Genomic DNA, 16,492 nt, shown 5'->3' with positions numbered 1-16,492 from the left:
CAGCCGCACTGAGCCAGCCGCACCGTCGCGGGCCCCGGAGGATGTCGTGACCGACACACAGACACTGATCGAGAACCGACCGCCGTCCGTGGCGGCCCTCTTCCTGGATCGGGTGGCGGCCACACCGGACGCCGAGGCCTACCGCTACCCGGTGCCCGCGGCCTCCGGTCAGGGCCCGGACGACTGGAAGTCGCTGAGCTGGGCGCAGGCGGCCGAGCGGGTCTACGCGATCGCCGCCGGTCTCATCGAACTCGGCATCCAGCCCGAGCAGCGGGTCGCGCTCGCCTCCTCCACCCGCGTCGAGTGGATCCTCGCCGACCTCGGCATCCTGTGCGCCGGAGCGGCCACCACCACGGTCTATCCGCAGACCAACGCCGAGGAATCGGCGTTCATCCTCTCCGACTCCGAGAGCCGCGTACTGATCGCGGAGGACGCGGCGCAGGTCGCCAAGGCCGTCGAGAAGCGCGCCGAACTGCCCGAGCTCGTCCAGGTCGTCGTCATCGACCCGGCCGGCGCCGAGACCGGCGACTGGGTCATCACCCTCGCCGAACTGGAGCAGCGCGGCGCCAGGTACCTGGAGAAGCACCCCGAGCTGATCAAGGAGCGGGTCGGCGCGATCACCAAGGACCAGCTCGCCACCCTCATCTACACCTCCGGTACCACCGGCCGCCCCAAGGGCGTACGGCTGCCGCAGGACAACTGGTCGTACATGGCGAAGGCGATCGCCGCGACCGGGCTGATCGGTGCCGAGGACGTGCAGTACCTGTGGCTGCCGCTCGCCCACGTCTTCGGCAAGGTGCTCACCTCCGGGCAGATCGAGGTCGGTCACGTCACCGCCGTCGACGGCCGCGTCGACAAGATCATCGAGAATCTGCCGGTCGTGCAGCCGACGTACATGGCCGCCGTGCCGCGCATCTTCGAGAAGGTCTACAACGGCGTGGCCGCGAAGGCCCGCGCGGGCGGTGCCGCCAAGTACAAGATCTTCCAGTGGGCGGCCGAGGTCGCCCGCGAGTACGCCAAGGTCACCCAGGACAACTTCCGCCGCACCGGAGCCGCGACCGCGCCCTTCGGGCTCGCCGCCAAGCACAAGGTCGCCGACGGCCTCGTCTACTCCAAGCTGCGCGAGGCCTTCGGCGGGCGGCTGCGGGCCTGCGTCTCCGGGTCGGCGGCGCTGGCCCCCGAGATCGGCTACTTCTTCGCCGGTGCCGGCGTGCACATCCTGGAGGGCTACGGCCTGACCGAGTCCTCCGCCGCGTCCTTCGTGAACCCCGGCGAGGCCTATCGCACCGGTACGGTCGGCAAGCCGCTGCCCGGCTGCGAGGTGCGGATCGCCGACGACGGGGAGATCCTGCTCCGCGGCCCCGGCATCATGCAGGGCTACCACGGGCTGCCCGAGAAGACGGCGGAGGTCCTGGAGGCCGACGGCTGGTTCCACACCGGTGACATCGGCGAACTGTCCCCCGACGGCTATCTGCGGATCACCGACCGCAAGAAGGACCTCATCAAGACGTCCGGCGGCAAGTACATCGCGCCCGCCGAGGTCGAGGGACAGTTCAAGGCGGTCTGCCCCTACGTCTCCAACATCCTCGTGCACGGCGCCGACCGGAACTTCTGCACCGCGCTGATCGCCCTCGACGAGGTCGCGATCCTGGAGTGGGCCAAGGAGAACGGCCTGGACGGCAAGTCCTACGCCGAGGTGGTGGCCGCGCCGGCGACCGTCGGGATGGTCGACGGGTACGTCAAGGAGCTCAACGCCGGGCTGCAGAAGTGGCAGACCGTCAAGAAGTTCCGGCTGCTGCCCCGGGATCTCGACGTGGAGCACGGGGAGATCACGCCGAGCCTGAAGCTGAAGAGGCCGGTTGTGGAGCGGGAGTACAAGCACCTCATCGACGAGATGTACGCGGGGACGCGGGAGGCCTAGGGGTTCGTCGTCGGGTGCGGGTGCGTGGGGGCTGGTCGCGCAGTTCCCCGCGCCCCTTCACGTCAGTTCGACCTGACCTTGTTCAGCAGTTGCCGTAGCTCCCTGGTCTCTTCCCGCAGCGTTGCCATGTCGACGGGTTCCTCGGACAAGCGGTTCTCGATGGCCGTCAGCTGCTTGCCCAACTCGCCGAATTCAGCCTGTTCCCGTGTCAACAACTCCTGCAACTGCTGGTTTTTCCGGTGCAGTTCCAGGAACACGTTGACCTTTGCTCGCAGTACCCACGGGTCGAACGGCTTTGTCAGGTAGTCCGCTGCGCCCGTGGCGTAGCCGCGGAACGTGTATCCGGCGTCCTCGTCCGCTCCGGTCAGGAAGATGATCGGGACGTCTTTCGTCTGGTCGAGGCGTTTGATGTTCGCGGCTGTCTCGAAGCCGTCCATGCCGGGCATGCGGATGTCGAGGAGGACGACGGCGAAGCGGCGGCGGAGCAAGGCCTTCATCGCCTCTTCGCCGGAGCGGGCCCGTACGATCGGCTCGTTCAGCGACGCAAGGACGGCTTCCAGTGCGATCAGGTTGTCCTCCATGTCGTCGACCAGGAGGATGCCGGCACGGTCGTCAGCGGTCATTGCTCCGTCCGTTCGTCGTCGGCGGTCTCGCCGTCCTGCGTGTTGTCGGGGTCCAGGAGTGCGCAGACGACGGTGAGCAGCCGGTCGACGTCCACCGGTTTGGGTACGTAGTCGTTGGCGCCGCGTGCGATGGACTTCTCCCGGTCGCCCGGCATCGCCTTCGCGGTGAGGGCGACGATCGGCAGGCCGGTCCAGCGGGGTGCGCGGCGGATGGCCGCGATGGTCTCGTGGCCGTCCATCTCCGGCATCATGATGTCCATCAGGACGAGTTCGACGTCGGGGTTGCGTTCGAGGGTCTCGATGCCCTCCCGGCCGTTCTCCGCGTACAGGACCGGCATGCCGACGCGGCCGAGGACGTGGGTGAGGGCGAAGACGTTGCGGATGTCGTCGTCGACGATCAGGACGCGGCGGCCGGGGAGGACGCGGCCCGCGCGGCCCGTCTGCCAGGCCTCCAGCCGGGTCGGGGCGGGCCAGGAGTCGTCGGGGTCGGGGGTGGCGGCCGGTGCCGGGCCGAGGGCCGCCGCGGTGTGGTTGTGCGGGGCCGGGCCGGGCGCCGGGTGGCCGGGGCTGACGACCGGTACGTAGAGGGTGAACGTGGAGCCCGTGCCGGGTTCGCTCTCGGCGACGATCCGGCCGCCCAGCAGGCCGGCGATCTCCCGGCTGATGGAGAGGCCGAGGCCGGTGCCGCCGTACTTGCGGTTCGTGGTGCCGTCGGCCTGCTGGAACGCCTCGAAGATGACGGGGAGTTTCTCGGCGGCGATCCCGATGCCGGTGTCCGACACCTGGAAGGCGATCACCTCGTCGCTGTCGTGGACGTAGTGCTGTTCGGGGTCCTTCACCCGGCGCACCCGCAGTTCCACGCGGCCCTTGGCGGTGAACTTGATCGCGTTGGAGAGCAGGTTGCGCAGGATCTGCTGGAGCCGTTGTTCGTCGGAGTACATCTCGCGCGGTACGTCCTCGCCGACGGTCACCTCGAAGGCCAGGCCCCGGTCCAGGGTCAGCGGGCGGAAGGTCGCGTGGACGTAGTCGAGGAGTTTGATCAGGGGGAGGCGTTTGGGGCGTACGTCCATCCGGCCGGCCTCGATCTTCGACAGGTCCAGGATGTCGTTGATGAGCTGGAGCAGGTCCGAGCCGGAGCGGTGGATGGTCGTCGCGAACTGGACCTCCTGGTCGGAGAGACGGCCGTCCGGGTTGTCGGACAGCAGCCGGGCCAGAATCAACAGGGAGTTCAGTGGGGTGCGCAGTTCGTGGGACATGTTCGCCAGGAACTCCGACTTGTACTGGGAAGAGGTCGCCAGGAGGGCGGCTTTCTCCTCCAGTTCCGCGTTGGAGCGCTGTAGTTCCGCCTGTTGTTTCTGAAGTTCGTCCGAACGTTCCTGGAGTTGCATCGCCAGCCGTTGCGACTCGCCGAGCAGGGATTCCGTGCGGGAGTTGGCGATGATCGTGTTGATGGCCACGCCGATGGTGTTGACGAACTGGTCGAAGAACGCGAGGTGGACGTCGGAGAAGCGGGAGAAGGAGGCCAGTTCGATGATGCCGAGGAGTTTGTCCTCGAAGAGGATCGGGATGATGACGATCGTGGTGGGCGCGGCCTCCCCGAGACCGCTGTTGATCTTGATGTAGTCCGGCGGGGTCTCCTCGACGAGGATCCGCTTCTTCTCGCGGGCCGCCTGGCGGACCAGGCCGTGCACGGGGAGGCCGCCGGTCTCGACCGTCGCGCCCTGGGCGGAGCCGTAGCCGGCGATGAACGCGAGGCCCTTGGCCGGTACGGCCGTGCGTACGGCGGCGCCGTCCTCGTCCGGGTCGGCCAGGAAGAAGGCGCCGTACTGGGCGTTCACCAGCGGGGTCAGCTCGCGCACGATGAGGTCGGCGACCTCCATCAGGTCCCGGTGGCCCTGCATGAGGGCGGCGAGGCGGGCCAGGTTGGACTCAAGCCAGTCCTTCGCGCGGGTTGTCTCGCGCAGGTTGGCCACCATCAGGTTGATGTTGTCCCTGAGTTCGGCGACCTCGCCGCGGGTCTCGACCGTGATCGAGCGGGACATGTCGCCCTGTGCCACGGCGGAGGCGACCTCGGCGATCGCGCGGACCTGGGTGGTGAGGTTGAGCGCGAGTTCGTTCACGTTGGTCGTCAGGCGCTTCCAGGTGCCGTAGACGCCCTCCACCCGGGCCTGGCCGCCCAGCCTGCCGTCGGAGCCCACCTCGCGGGCCACCCGGGTCACCTCGGACGAGAACGAGGAGAGGGTGTCGACCATGGTGTTGATGGTGGTCTTCAGTTCGAGGATCTCGCCGCGTGCGTCCACGTCGATCTTCCGGGACAGATCGCCCTGGGCGACGGCCGTCGCCACCTGGGCGATGTTGCGGACCTGGGAGGTGAGGTTGTCGGCCATGTAGTTGACGTTGTCCGTCAGGTCCCGCCAGACGCCGGAGACGCCGAGCACCTGGGCGCGGCCGCCCAGCCGGCCGTCGGTGCCGACCTCGCGGGCGACGCGGGTCACCTCGTCGGCGAAGGCCCGCAGTTGTTCCACCATCGTGTTGACGGTGTCCTTCAGTTCCAGGATTTCGCCGCGTGCGTCGACGGTGATCTTCTTGGAGAGGTCGCCGTTGGCGACGGCTGTCGTCACCTGGGCGATGTTGCGGACCTGGGAGGTCAGGTTCAGGGCCATGAAGTTGACGTTGTCCGTCAGCTCTTTCCAGACCCCCGAGACGCCTCTGACCTGCGCCTGGCCGCCGAGGTTTCCTTCGGTGCCGACTTCGCGGGCGACGCGGGTGACTTCGTCGGCGAAGGCGGAGAGCTGGTCGACCATCGTGTTGATCGTTGATTTCAGTTCGAGGATCTCGCCCTTCGCCTCCACCGTGATCTTCTTGCCGAGATCGCCCTGGGCGACGGCCGTGGAGACGAGGGCGATGTTGCGGACCTGGGACGTCAGGTTGTCGGCCATGAAGTTGACGTTGTCGGTGAGGTCCTTCCAGACGCCGGAGACGCCTCTGACGTGCGCTCGGCCGCCGAGGTTTCCTTCGGTGCCGACTTCGCGGGCGACGCGGGTGACTTCGTCGGCGAAGGCGGAGAGCTGGTCGACCATCGTGTTGATCGTCGATTTCAGTTCGAGGATCTCGCCCTGCGCGTCGACCATGATCTTCTGGGAGAGGTCGCCGTCGGCGACGGCTGTCGTCACCTGGGCGATGTTGCGGACCTGGGACGTCAGGTTCGACGCCATGAAGTTGACGTTGTCGGTCAGGTCCTTCCAGACGCCCGACACGCCCCGCACCTGGGCGCGGCCGCCCAGCCGGCCCTCCGTGCCGACCTCGCGGGCCACCCGGGTCACCTCGTCGGCGAACGCGGACAGCTGGTCGACCATGGTGTTGACGGTGAGCTTCAGCTCCAGCAGCTCACCGGTCGCCTCGACGGTCACCGTGCGGGTCAGGTCCCCGCGGGCCACGGCCGTCGTCACCAGGGCGATGTCACGGACCTGCGCGGTCAGCCGGGACGCCATGGTGTTGACGGCCTCGGTGACGTCCCGCCAGCTGCCCGACAGGCCCTGCACCTTGGCCCGGCCGCCGAGCCGCCCCTCGGTGCCGACCTCGCGCGCGACCCGGGTCACCTCGCCGGTGAACAGGGACAGCTGGTCGACCATCGTGTTCACGGCGCGGGCGAGCCGGCGCAGACCGCCGCGGAGCTGCCGGCTGCCGTCGTGCAGATCGACCCGCTGGGTCAGGTCGCCGCCGGCCACCGCGTCCAGCACGCGCGTGGCGTTCGCGGCGGGCGCGACGAGGGCGTCGAGGACCTGGTTGACGTCGTTGACGCGGGACGTCCAGGCGCCCTGGCCGGGACTGGCCGACAGCCGTTCGTCCAGCCGGCCGTGGCGCACCAACTCCCGTTTCACGCGCCGCAGGTCGGTGTTGAAGTGAATGCCGCGGTCCATGATCTGGTTGAAGACCGCGGTGAGTTCGGCGACGATCCACTCCCCGCCGGGACCGTCCGGCCCGCCGGCCCCGTCGGTCCTGTCGTTCCCGGTCTCCGGGACCTTCGTGAAGTCGCCGTCGCGGGCGGCGGTCATCGCGGCGAGCAGTGGGCGCAGTGCGGATGCTCGGAGTTGTGCTGTTTTCTGTCCGTCTTCGAGCACACGCGTAGCACTGTTCTCACTCATGGCGGCCCACTTCGGTAACTCGGTGCTTATGGGCGCAGCCAGTCTGTCACTCTGTCCGCATCGATCGGGATGTATTCGTCCGAACTGCTCGGGGAGCTGGACATGGGGGCCATACCCACGCAACGGGAGACCGTCTCCCGGGTCCGTGAGGCGCCTGCGCACGACGCGGCGCCCACGCAGCACGACGCGGCGCCCGCGCACGACACCGCGGGCCCGCGCGCGCAGGGGCGTGCGACTCTGCCCGGAAGCCCCCTCGCGCCCGGTTCCGCCCGCGCCCTGGTGCGCGCCTCCTTCGACGAGTGGACCGAGTGCGGACTCCTCCGCCCCGAGCAGCAGCGGGTCGCCGAGGACGCCCTGGTCGTCGTCAGCGAACTCGTCACCAACGCCGTCGTCCACGCCGGCACGGACGTCGAGGTCGACTGGTGGCTGGAGGGGCGGGAGGAGACGGCGTTCGTCGTCGACGTCACCGACCACCATCCCTCCCGCGCGCCCCGCGACCACCCCGGCGAGACGCCGTACGAGACACCGGAGTTCGGGCGCGGGCTGCGCCTGGTCGCCTCGCTCGCCGAGTCCTGGGGGGTGACGTACCGCACCGGCGCCAAGTCGGTGTGGGCGCGGCTGACCGGCCGCGGCGGCACGCTCCCCGACGAGCGGCAGCTGAAGGTCGCCGAGATCCTCGCCCCCGAGCCGCCCCAGCACGCACCCGCGCACGCGCACGCGGGCGCGGGTGGGGCGGAGCGCGGCGGCTGCGCCCACCGCCCCGAGCGCGACCGGGACTGGGTCAACCGGGGCGCGCTGTCCTTCCTCGCCGAGGCCTCCGACCTGCTCGCCGGGCAGCTCGACGAGAACCTGGTGGCCGCGCTCACCGGCCAGCTGATCGTGCCCCGGCTCGCCGACTGGTGCGCGGTGTGGCTGGAGGACGAGGCGACGGGGCGGGGCGGCGGCTGGGGCGACCCCGGCGCCGCGGGCGCCGCGGGCGGCGCGGGCGGCCCGCGGCTGGCCCGGGTCTGGCACGGCAGCGAGAACCGCATCGAGGAGCTGCGCCACGCCCTGGAGAAGGACCCGCCGTGCGCGCGGAGCGGCTTACGGTCCGGGCCCGAGCCGTATCCCTGGCCCGGCGCGGCGCTCGGCCCGCAGGGCACCCACGGCTCGGCGCTCGCCTACCGGCTGATCGCGGGCGGCCGCCCGCTCGGCACGCTCGTCATCGGCCGCTCCGGCCCGGACGGCATCCCCGACGAGATCACCGGCCTCGTGGAGGACTTCGGCCGCCGGGTCGCCCTCGCCATCGGCGCGGCCCGCCAGTACGCCCGCCAGGCCACCATCAGCGCCGTCCTCCAGCGCGGACTGCTGCCCGGCGCGGTCGCCGAGATCCCGGGCGTGCGCAGCGCGCTCGTCTACGAGCCCTGCGACAAGGGCGGCCCCAGCGGCGACTTCTACGACCTCTTCCCGGCCGGCGACGGCCGCTGGTGCTTCGCCGTCGGCGACGTCCAGGGCAAGGGCCCCGAGGCCGCCGTCGTCATCGGCCTGGCCCGGCCCTGGCTGCGGCTCCTCGCCCGCGAGGGCTACCGGGTCGCCGACGTCCTCGACCGGCTCAACCAGCTCCTCCTCGACGACGCCACCGAGGCCGCCGACGCCGCCGCCCGCGCCCTGGTCGCCGCCGGCGGCCGTGCCCTGCCGCCCGGCGACGGCCCGCAGACCCGGTTCCTCTCCCTGCTCTACGGCGAACTCACCCCTCTCGGCGGCGGCGGCGTCCGCTGCACCCTCGCCTCCGCCGGGCATCCGCTGCCGCTGCTCCTCGGCCCCGACGGCGAGGTCAGCACCGCCGCCCGCCCGCAGACCCTGCTCGGGGTCGTCGAGGACGAGACGTACACCAGCGAGACGATCGAGCTCGCGCCCGGCGACAGCCTGCTGTGCGTCACCGACGGGGTCACCGAGCGGCGCTCCGGCAGCCGCCAGTTCGACGACGGCGACGGGCTCGCGCGGGCGCTGGCCGGCTGCGCGGGGCTGAACGCCGACCTGATCGCCGAACGCATCAGACGGCTCGTCCACGAGTTCGGCGGCGGACAGCCGGAGGACGACCTGGCACTGCTCGTCCTCCAGGCCGAGTGACAGGTCGAGTGACAGGCCGGGTGACAGACAGAGTGACCGGCGGAGCGACAGGCTGAGTGACCGGCGGAGCAACCGGCGCCGTACGGGACAATGGAGGACATGCCTTCCGCACTCCCCGACGGCGAGCCCGTCCCCGACGACGGCGCGCTCCCCGCGTCCGCGCTCGCCGGCGCCGCCGCCCGCCCCCTCGGGTTCTACCTGCACGTCCCGTACTGCGCGACCCGCTGCGGCTACTGCGACTTCAACACGTACACGGCGACCGAGCTGCGCGGCACCGGCGGTGTGCTCGCCTCCCGCGACAACTACGCGGACACGCTGATCGACGAGGTCAGGCTGGCCAGGAAGGTCCTCGGCGACGATCCGCGCGAGGTGCGGACCGTGTTCGTCGGGGGCGGCACGCCTACGTTGCTGGGCGCCGCCGATCTCGTACGGATGCTGGGCGCGATCCGCGACGAGTTCGGGCTCGCGGCGGACGCGGAGGTCACGACGGAGGCGAACCCGGAGTCCGTCGACCCCGCCTACCTGGCGGCCCTGCGGGAGGGCGGCTTCAACCGGATCTCCTTCGGCATGCAGAGCGCCAAGCAGCACGTGCTGCGGGTCCTCGACCGCACCCACACCCCCGGGCGCCCCGAGGCGTGTGTCGCGGAGGCCCGCGCGGCCGGCTTCGAGCACGTCAACCTCGACCTGATCTACGGCACCCCGGGCGAGTCCGACGACGACTGGCGGGCCTCCCTGGACGCGGCGATCGGTGCCGGACCCGACCACGTGTCGGCGTACGCGCTGATCGTCGAGGAGGGCACCCAGCTGGCCCGGCGGATTCGCCGCGGCGAGGTCCCGATGACCGACGACGACGTCCACGCCGACCGCTACCTGATCGCCGACTCGGTGCTCTCGGGGGCGGGCTTCGACTGGTACGAGGTGTCCAACTGGGCGACCTCCGAGGCGGGCCGCTGCCTGCACAACGAGCTGTACTGGCGGGGCGCCGACTGGTGGGGCGCCGGGCCGGGGGCGCACTCGCACGTGGGGGGCGTGCGGTGGTGGAACGTCAAGCATCCGGGGGCGTACGCGGCGGCGCTGGCGTCCGGGCGGTCGCCGGGGGCCGGGCGGGAGGTCCTGTCGGACGAGGACCGGCGGGTGGAGCGGATCCTGCTGGAGCTGCGGCTACGGGAGGGCGTGCCGCTCTCGCTCCTGCGGGAGGAGGGCCTGAAGGCCTCGCGGCGCGCGTTGGGGGAGGGGCTGCTGGAGAGCGGTGCGTACGACGAGGGGCGGGCTGTGCTGACGCTGCGGGGGCGGTTGCTGGCGGATGCGGTGGTCAGGGACCTGGTGGACTGATCACCCGGGCGAGTGAACCGGTGCGGAACGCAGGTTCGGTCCCCAACCTGGTTCGCAGTCTGCTGTCGTAACTGGCGGTGGCAGAAACCGGAGGGCTGCGGGAGATGACCGCTGTGGACGACCGACCGATGACCACCGACGTCGTGGAGTTCTTCGCAGGACACAGTGCGCCATGATCGGGTCGATGATCAGGTACACGGGTACTCGTCCAGCCGCGGACTGTCAGGTACAGCGAATCAGCAAGTTCGGCGTACCCGTGCCCTTGGAGCTGTTCGGCCTTGAGCTGGACACCGATACGTTCGGCACCCTTCCTCGCGTCAGGCCCCACCGCTACCCGTGACGAAGTCGATCAGCTCCTCCACCCGCCCGAGCAGCTCCGGCTCCAGGTCCTTGTAGGAGGTCACCCGAGCCAGGATGGCCTGCCATACCGCGCCCGTGTTCTCCGAGGGCCAGCCCAGCGCCCGGCAGACGCCCGTCTTCCAGTCCTGGCCGTGCGGGACGCGTGGCCACGCGTCGATGCCCAGGGACGAGGGTTTCACCGCCTCCCAGATGTCGATGTACGGGTGGCCGACCACGAGCGCGTGCTCGCTCGTCACCGACTGGGCGATGCGCCACTCCTTGGTGCCGGGGAGCAGGTGGTCGACGAGGACGCCCAGGCGGGCGTCGGGGCCGGGGGCGAATTCGGTGACGATGGCGGGGAGGTCGTCGACGCCCTCCAGGTACTCCACGACGACGCCCTCGATGCGCAGGTCGTCGCCCCAGACCTTCTCGACCAGTTCCGCGTCGTGGCGGCCCTCCACGTAGATGCGGCCCGCGCGGGCGACACGCGCGCGTGCGCCGGGGACTGCGACCGAGCCGGAGGCGGTGCGGGAGGGGCGTACCTGCCCTCCGGACGTGGGGCGGACGAGGGTGACGGTCCGGCCCTCCAGGAGGAAGCCGCCCGGCTCCAGCGGGAAGACGCGGTGCTTGCCGAAGCGGTCCTCCAGGGTGACCGTGCCCGCCTCGCAGCGGATCACCGCGCCGCAGAAACCGGTGCCCGGCTCCTCGACCACCAGACCGGGCTCGGCGGCCACCTCGGGCACCGGCTTCGGCTTCTTCCACGGCGGGGTCAGATCGGCGGAGTACTGGCGCATTCGGATGACGATAGGAGAAGCCGAACGGGTGCGCCTACGACACGCCGAAACGGGCCGACAGGGCGTCACGCTGGGCCCGTACGAACGCCGCGTCGACCACCGCTCCGTGACCGGGGACGTACCGGGCGCGGTCGCCGCCGAGCGCGAGGAGGCGGTCGAGAGCGGCCGGCCAGCGCGACGGTACGGCGTCGGGTCCTGCCTGCGGGGCGCCGGACTCCTCCACCAGGTCGCCGCAGAAGACCACCGGCGGGTCGCCGGGGACCAGGACCGCGAGGTCGTGGGAGGTGTGGCCGGGGCCGACGGCGGCCAGCAGGGCCCGGCGGCCGTCGCCCAGGTCGAGGGTCCACTCGCCGGAGACCGGGTGGCGGGGGAGCGGAAGGGTGTCCGTCGCCTCCTCGGCCTCCGGGGACGGCAGGCCGTTGCGGATCGCGTCCAGACGGAGCTCCTCGCGGCCGTACGCGAGGACGGCCTCCGCGCCCGCCACCGCGTACAGGTCCGCGCCCGCGAAGGCGGCCGCGCCGAAGACGTGGTCGAAGTGGGGATGGGTGAGCGCGAGATGGGTCACACGGCGGCCGGCCAGGGCCTGCGCCTCCGTACGCAACCGTGCGCCCTCCGCCAGGCTCGACCCGGCGTCCACCATCAGGGCCGTGCCCGCGCCCAGGACCAGACCCGCCGTGCAGTCCCAGCCCGGCAGCCGGCACCGGCCGACCCCTTCGGCCACCCGCTCCCAGCCCAGCTCTTCCCAAGTCACCGTCATGCCGCGACGCTAGCCGTAGAACGCCATGGGTCCCGACCGACCTTGCCCAGTCAGTACCCCACGGCCGTACACTGGGCCGGGGATGCTGGCACTCGCGTTCGCAGAGTGCCAGACGAAAGGCCCGAAGGGACCGAAAGGCCGCGGGGACGACTTTCTGGAGGTGTGGCGCCGGATGCTGAGTGAACGCAGGCTTCAGGTATTGCGCGCCATCGTCCAGGACTACGTCGGCACCGAGGAACCGGTCGGGTCGAAGGCGCTGACCGAACGGCACAACCTCGGGGTCTCCCCGGCGACCGTGCGCAACGACATGGCCGCCCTGGAGGACGAGGGGTTCATCGCCCAGCCGCACACCAGCGCGGGGCGGATCCCCACCGACAAGGGGTACCGGCTGTTCGTCGACAAGCTGGCCGGCGTCAAACCGATGAGCGCGCCCGAGCGGCGGGCCATCCAGAACTTCCTCGACGGCGCCGTCGACCTCGACGACGTGGTGGCGCGGACCGTGCGGCTGCTGGCGCAGCTGACCCGGCAGGTGGCGGTCGTGCAGTACCCGTCGCTGACCAGGTCGACCGTGCGGCACGTGGAACTGCTGTCGATGGCCCCGGCCCGGCTGATGCTGGTCCTGATCACCGACACCGGGCGGGTCGAGCAGCGGATGGTCGACTGTCCTGCGCCCTTCGGGGAGACGTCTCTGGCGGACCTGCGGGCGCGGCTGAACAGCCGGGTCGCGGGGCGCCGGTTCTCGGACGTGCCCCGGCTGGTGGAGGATCTGCCGGAGGCGTTCGAGGTCGAGGACCGCGGTGCGGTCTCGGCGGTGCTCTCCACCCTGCTGGAGACGCTCGTCGAGGAGAACGAGGAGCGGCTGATGATCGGCGGTACCGCCAATCTCACCCGCTTCGGGCATGACTTTCCCCTCATGATCCGGCCCGTCCTGGAGGCTCTGGAGGAGCATGTCGTGCTCCTCAAGCTCATGGGCGAGGCGGGGGATTCGGGCATGACCGTACGCATCGGTCACGAGAACGCCTACGAGGGACTCAACTCCACGTCCGTGGTGTCGGTCGGCTACGGTTCGGGCGGCGAGGCAGTCGCCAAACTCGGCGTGGTCGGACCGACCCGCATGGATTACCCGGGAACGATGGGAGCGGTACGAGCGGTGGCACGGTACGTCGGACAGATCCTGGCGGAGTCGTAAGTGGCCACGGACTACTACGCCGTTCTCGGCGTGCGCCGCGACGCGTCGCAGGAAGAGATCAAGAAGGCGTTCCGTCGGCTCGCGCGCGAGCTGCACCCGGACGTCAACCCGGATCCGAAGACCCAGGAGCGGTTCAAGGAGATCAACGCCGCCTACGAGGTGCTCTCCGACCCGCAGAAGAAGCAGGTCTACGACCTCGGCGGGGATCCGCTGTCGCAGAGCGGCGGCGCGGGCGCGGGCGGCTTCGGGGCCGGCGGGTTCGGGAACTTCTCGGACATCATGGACGCGTTCTTCGGTACGGCGTCCCAGCGCGGGCCGCGGTCTCGTACCCGGCGCGGCCAGGACGCGATGATCCGGATCGAGGTCGAGCTCGACGAGGCGGCCTTCGGTACGACCAAGGACATCCAGGTCGACACGGCGATCGTCTGCAACACCTGCAACGGTGAGGGCGCGGCGCCGGGCACCTCCGCCCAGACGTGTGACATGTGCCGGGGCCGGGGTGAGGTCTCGCAGGTGACGCGGTCCTTCCTGGGCCAGGTCATGACCTCGCGGCCCTGCCCGCAGTGCCAGGGGTTCGGGACCGTCGTGCCGACGCCGTGCCCCGAGTGCGCGGGCGACGGGCGGGTGCGGTCGCGGCGGACGCTGACCGTGAAGATCCCCGCCGGTGTCGACAACGGCACGCGGATCCAGCTCGCCGGTGAGGGCGAGGTCGGGCCCGGCGGCGGTCCCGCGGGTGACCTGTACGTCGAGATCCACGAGCTGCCGCACTCCACGTTCCAGCGGCGCGGGGACGACCTGCACTGCACGGTGACGATCCCGATGACGGCGGCGTCGCTCGGTACGAAGGTGCCGCTGGAGACGCTGGACGGGCTGGAGGAGGTCGACATCCGGCCGGGCACCCAGTCCGGGCAGTCGATTCCGCTGCACGGGCGTGGGGTCACGCATCTGCGGGGTGGCGGGCGGGGTGACCTGATCGTGCACGTCGAGGTGACGACGCCGACGAAGCTGGATCCCGAGCAGGAGCGGTTGCTGCGGGAGTTGGCGAAGCTGCGGGGGGAGGAGCGGCCGACGGGGCAGTTCCAGCCGGGTCAGCAAGGGCTGTTCAGCCGGCTGAAGGACGCGTTCAACGGGCGTTGACCGGGTGCCCTGGGCAGGGCGCACCGTGAAGGGGCTCCGCCCCTTCGACCCCGCCAGGGGGCTCCGCCCCCTGGACCCCCAAGACCTATGCCCACCCACCACCCGAATCGGTTGGCAGAGGGGTGCGGTCGCCCCTTGCGACTCGGTCCGTAGAGGGGTGCGGTCGCCTCTCGTGACTCGGTTCTGCGGGAGGTGTGGGCAGGGTGGTCGGGGTGCTCGTGCCGGGAGATTTCTGGCATGTGCCAATGGGGCGGCCCGATTCGGTCTTGTTCGGAGGACGTGACAACATGCCGTCATGTCCTCCGCACTGACCGATCTCTTCCCTCTTCCGATCGTGCAGGCCCCCATGGCAGGCGGGGTCTCCCTCCCGCAGCTCGCCGCCGCCGTGTCCGAGGCGGGCGGGCTGGGGTTCCTGGCCGCCGGGTACAAGACCGCCGACGGGATGTACCAGGAGATCAAGCAGCTGCGAGGGCTGACCGGCCGGCCCTTCGGGGTGAACGTCTTCATGCCGCAGCCCGAACACGCCGAGTCGGGCGCCGTGGAGGTCTACGCGCATCAGCTGGCCGGTGAGGCCGCCTGGTACGAGACCGAGCTCGGTGACCCGGACAGCGGCCGGGACGACGGGTACGAGGCCAAGCTGGCCGTGCTGCTGGACGACCCGGTGGCCGCCGTCTCCTTCCACTTCGGCGTGCCGGCCCGGGAGGTGCTGGACTCCCTGCGGCGGGCCGGGACGTTCACGCTGGTCACCGCCACCACCGTCGAGGAGGCCCGGGCCGTCGAGCGGGCCGGGGCGGACGCGGTGATCGCCCAGGGCGTGGAGGCCGGCGGACACCAGGGCACCCACCGGGACGTGCCGGAGAACGACGGGTCCGGGATCGGGCTGCTGTCGCTGGTCGCCCAGGTGCGCGAGACCGTGGGGATCCCGGTCGTCGCCGCGGGCGGGATCATGCACGGCGGCCAGATCGCGGCCGTCCTGGCCGCGGGGGCGAGCGCCGCGCAGCTGGGGACCGCCTTCCTCGCCACCCCGGAGTCCGGCGCCGCCGCCCCGCACAAGCGGGCGCTCACCGACCCGCTGTTCACGCGGACCGCGCTGACCCGGGCGTTCTCCGGGCGGCCCGCCCGCGGTCTGGTCAACCGGTTCATGCGCGAGCACGGCCCGTACGCGCCCGCCGCCTACCCGGAGGTCCACCACCTGACCTCCCCGCTGCGCAAGGCCGCCGCCAAGGCCGGGGACGCGCAGGGCATGGCCCTGTGGGCCGGGCAGGGGCACCGGATGGCCCGCGAGCTGCCCGCCGGGCAGCTGGTGGAGACCCTCGCGGCGGAACTCGCCGCCGCGTCGACAGCGTTGTCGGCCAAGGCGGAGGGGGACCGGCGATGACCGCTCCCGTGTTCGTCGTCGAGCGGTTCCCGGCGGACGGCTCCGGGCAGTACGTCCTGGAAGGGCCCGAGGGACGGCACGCGGTCTCCGCGAAGCGGCTCCAGCCCGGCGAGGAGGTCGTCCTCACCGACGGCGCCGGCCGCTACGCGCTCTGCGACGTGATCGCCGCCGAGGGCAAGGACCGGCTGGTCGTCCGCCTGACGTCGGTCTCCGAGGAGCCGGAGCCCGCTCCCCGGATCACGGTCGTCCAGGCCCTCCCCAAGGGCGACCGCGGCGAGGTCGCCGTGGAGACCATGACCGAGGTCGGCGTCGACGTGATCGTGCCCTGGCAGGCCGCCCGCTGCATCACCCAGTGGAAGGGCGAGCGGGGTCTCAAGTCACTGGCGAAGTGGCGGGGCACCGCCCGCGAGGCCGGCAAGCAGTCCCGCCGGGTGCGGTTCCCGCAGGTCGCGGACGCGGCGACGACCAAGCAGGTCGCGGCACTCCTGGCCGGGGCCGACCTCGCCGCCGTCCTGCACTCCGACTTCGGGCACGGCAGCGAACCACTCGCCGCGGCCGAACTGCCCGCCGACGGCGACATCGTGCTGGTCGTCGGGCCCGAAGGGGGCCTCGCCCGGGACGAGGTGGCGCTGTTCGAGGAGGCGGGTGCGCGGACGTACACCCTGGGGCCTACCGTGATGCGCACGTCGACCGCCGGGACGGCGGCCACGGCCCTGCTCCTGGGCCGCACCGGCCGGTGGTCCTGAACCGACCGCACCGCACCCTGGG

Annotated in this window: 11 protein-coding genes; 7 read left to right on the top strand and 4 right to left on the bottom strand. The window is 71.3% G+C overall.

What is annotated here, in order from left to right:
• Window positions 1-46 precede the first annotated feature (46 nt).
• Window positions 47-1,921 (top strand): AMP-dependent synthetase/ligase, encoded by a 1,875-nt coding sequence (locus ACGF5O_RS04905; protein WP_393808515.1) that lies wholly within the window; start codon window positions 47-49, stop codon window positions 1,919-1,921.
• Between the two features lie 62 nt (window positions 1,922-1,983).
• Here the strand turns inward: ACGF5O_RS04905 and ACGF5O_RS04900 are convergent, their stop codons facing one another.
• On the bottom strand, window positions 1,984-2,544 hold the full coding sequence (locus tag ACGF5O_RS04900; protein WP_393808514.1) for a two-component system response regulator: 561 nt from the start codon (window positions 2,542-2,544) through the stop codon (window positions 1,984-1,986).
• Window positions 2,541-6,689: a HAMP domain-containing protein gene (locus tag ACGF5O_RS04895; protein ID WP_393808513.1), complete on the bottom strand. Its 4,149-nt coding sequence runs from the start codon at window positions 6,687-6,689 to the stop codon at window positions 2,541-2,543. Before ACGF5O_RS04895 ends, ACGF5O_RS04900 begins: the two co-directional genes overlap by 4 nt.
• A gap of 102 nt (window positions 6,690-6,791) precedes the next feature.
• On the opposite strand from ACGF5O_RS04895, the gene ACGF5O_RS04890 reads away from it, so the two are divergent.
• Window positions 6,792-8,798 (top strand): SpoIIE family protein phosphatase, encoded by a 2,007-nt coding sequence (locus ACGF5O_RS04890; RefSeq protein ID WP_393808512.1) that lies wholly within the window; start codon window positions 6,792-6,794, stop codon window positions 8,796-8,798.
• 99 nt (window positions 8,799-8,897) lie between these two features.
• Window positions 8,898-10,130 (top strand): radical SAM family heme chaperone HemW, encoded by a 1,233-nt coding sequence (gene hemW, locus ACGF5O_RS04885; RefSeq protein ID WP_393808511.1) that lies wholly within the window; start codon window positions 8,898-8,900, stop codon window positions 10,128-10,130.
• Between the two features lie 317 nt (window positions 10,131-10,447).
• Here the strand turns inward: hemW and ACGF5O_RS04880 are convergent, their stop codons facing one another.
• Window positions 10,448-11,263: a DUF3097 domain-containing protein gene (locus tag ACGF5O_RS04880; protein WP_393808510.1), complete on the bottom strand. Its 816-nt coding sequence runs from the start codon at window positions 11,261-11,263 to the stop codon at window positions 10,448-10,450.
• A 34-nt stretch (window positions 11,264-11,297) separates the two neighbouring features.
• Window positions 11,298-12,020, bottom strand: coding sequence for an MBL fold metallo-hydrolase (locus tag ACGF5O_RS04875; protein WP_393808509.1), 723 nt, complete (start codon window positions 12,018-12,020; stop codon window positions 11,298-11,300).
• Window positions 12,021-12,192: 172 nt separating this feature from the next.
• Between ACGF5O_RS04875 and hrcA the strand changes: the two genes are divergently transcribed.
• From hrcA to ACGF5O_RS04855, 4 genes are all read left to right on the top strand, one after another.
• A complete protein-coding gene (gene hrcA, locus ACGF5O_RS04870; protein ID WP_362582162.1) occupies window positions 12,193-13,209 on the top strand; it encodes a heat-inducible transcriptional repressor HrcA in 1,017 nt (338 codons plus the stop codon).
• A complete protein-coding gene (gene dnaJ / locus ACGF5O_RS04865; RefSeq protein ID WP_217549614.1) occupies window positions 13,210-14,346 on the top strand; it encodes a molecular chaperone DnaJ in 1,137 nt (378 codons plus the stop codon).
• Window positions 14,347-14,641: 295 nt separating this feature from the next.
• Window positions 14,642-15,724 (top strand): nitronate monooxygenase, encoded by a 1,083-nt coding sequence (locus ACGF5O_RS04860; protein ID WP_393808508.1) that lies wholly within the window; start codon window positions 14,642-14,644, stop codon window positions 15,722-15,724.
• Window positions 15,721-16,470 (top strand): 16S rRNA (uracil(1498)-N(3))-methyltransferase, encoded by a 750-nt coding sequence (locus ACGF5O_RS04855; RefSeq protein WP_393808507.1) that lies wholly within the window; start codon window positions 15,721-15,723, stop codon window positions 16,468-16,470. The genes ACGF5O_RS04860 and ACGF5O_RS04855 overlap by 4 nt, the downstream gene beginning before the upstream one ends.
• Window positions 16,471-16,492: the final 22 nt, after the last annotated feature.

Origin of the sequence: Streptomyces sp. NPDC048291 (assembly GCF_043201715.1) — a bacterium.
Classification (GTDB): Bacteria; Actinomycetota; Actinomycetes; order Streptomycetales; family Streptomycetaceae; genus Streptomyces.
The sequence above is the reverse complement of the archived record's forward strand: the minus strand, read 5'-3'. Positions and strand labels throughout refer to the sequence as shown.

Bases quoted from the DNA above. Each gene is read 5' to 3' on its own strand.
- hemW (WP_393808511.1), top strand. From the start codon at position 8,898: ATGCCTTCCGCACTCCCCGACGGCGAGCCCGTCCCCGACGACGGCGCG.
- ACGF5O_RS04890 (WP_393808512.1), top strand. From the start codon at position 6,792: ATGGGGGCCATACCCACGCAACGGGAGACCGTCTCCCGGGTCCGTGAG.
- ACGF5O_RS04880 (WP_393808510.1), bottom strand. From the start codon at position 11,263: ATGCGCCAGTACTCCGCCGATCTGACCCCGCCGTGGAAGAAGCCGAAG.
- ACGF5O_RS04895 (WP_393808513.1), bottom strand. From the start codon at position 6,689: ATGAGTGAGAACAGTGCTACGCGTGTGCTCGAAGACGGACAGAAAACA.
- hrcA (WP_362582162.1), top strand. From the start codon at position 12,193: ATGCTGAGTGAACGCAGGCTTCAGGTATTGCGCGCCATCGTCCAGGAC.
- ACGF5O_RS04900 (WP_393808514.1), bottom strand. From the start codon at position 2,544: ATGACCGCTGACGACCGTGCCGGCATCCTCCTGGTCGACGACATGGAG.
- ACGF5O_RS04860 (WP_393808508.1), top strand. From the start codon at position 14,642: ATGTCCTCCGCACTGACCGATCTCTTCCCTCTTCCGATCGTGCAGGCC.
- ACGF5O_RS04855 (WP_393808507.1), top strand. From the start codon at position 15,721: ATGACCGCTCCCGTGTTCGTCGTCGAGCGGTTCCCGGCGGACGGCTCC.
- ACGF5O_RS04875 (WP_393808509.1), bottom strand. From the start codon at position 12,020: ATGACGGTGACTTGGGAAGAGCTGGGCTGGGAGCGGGTGGCCGAAGGG.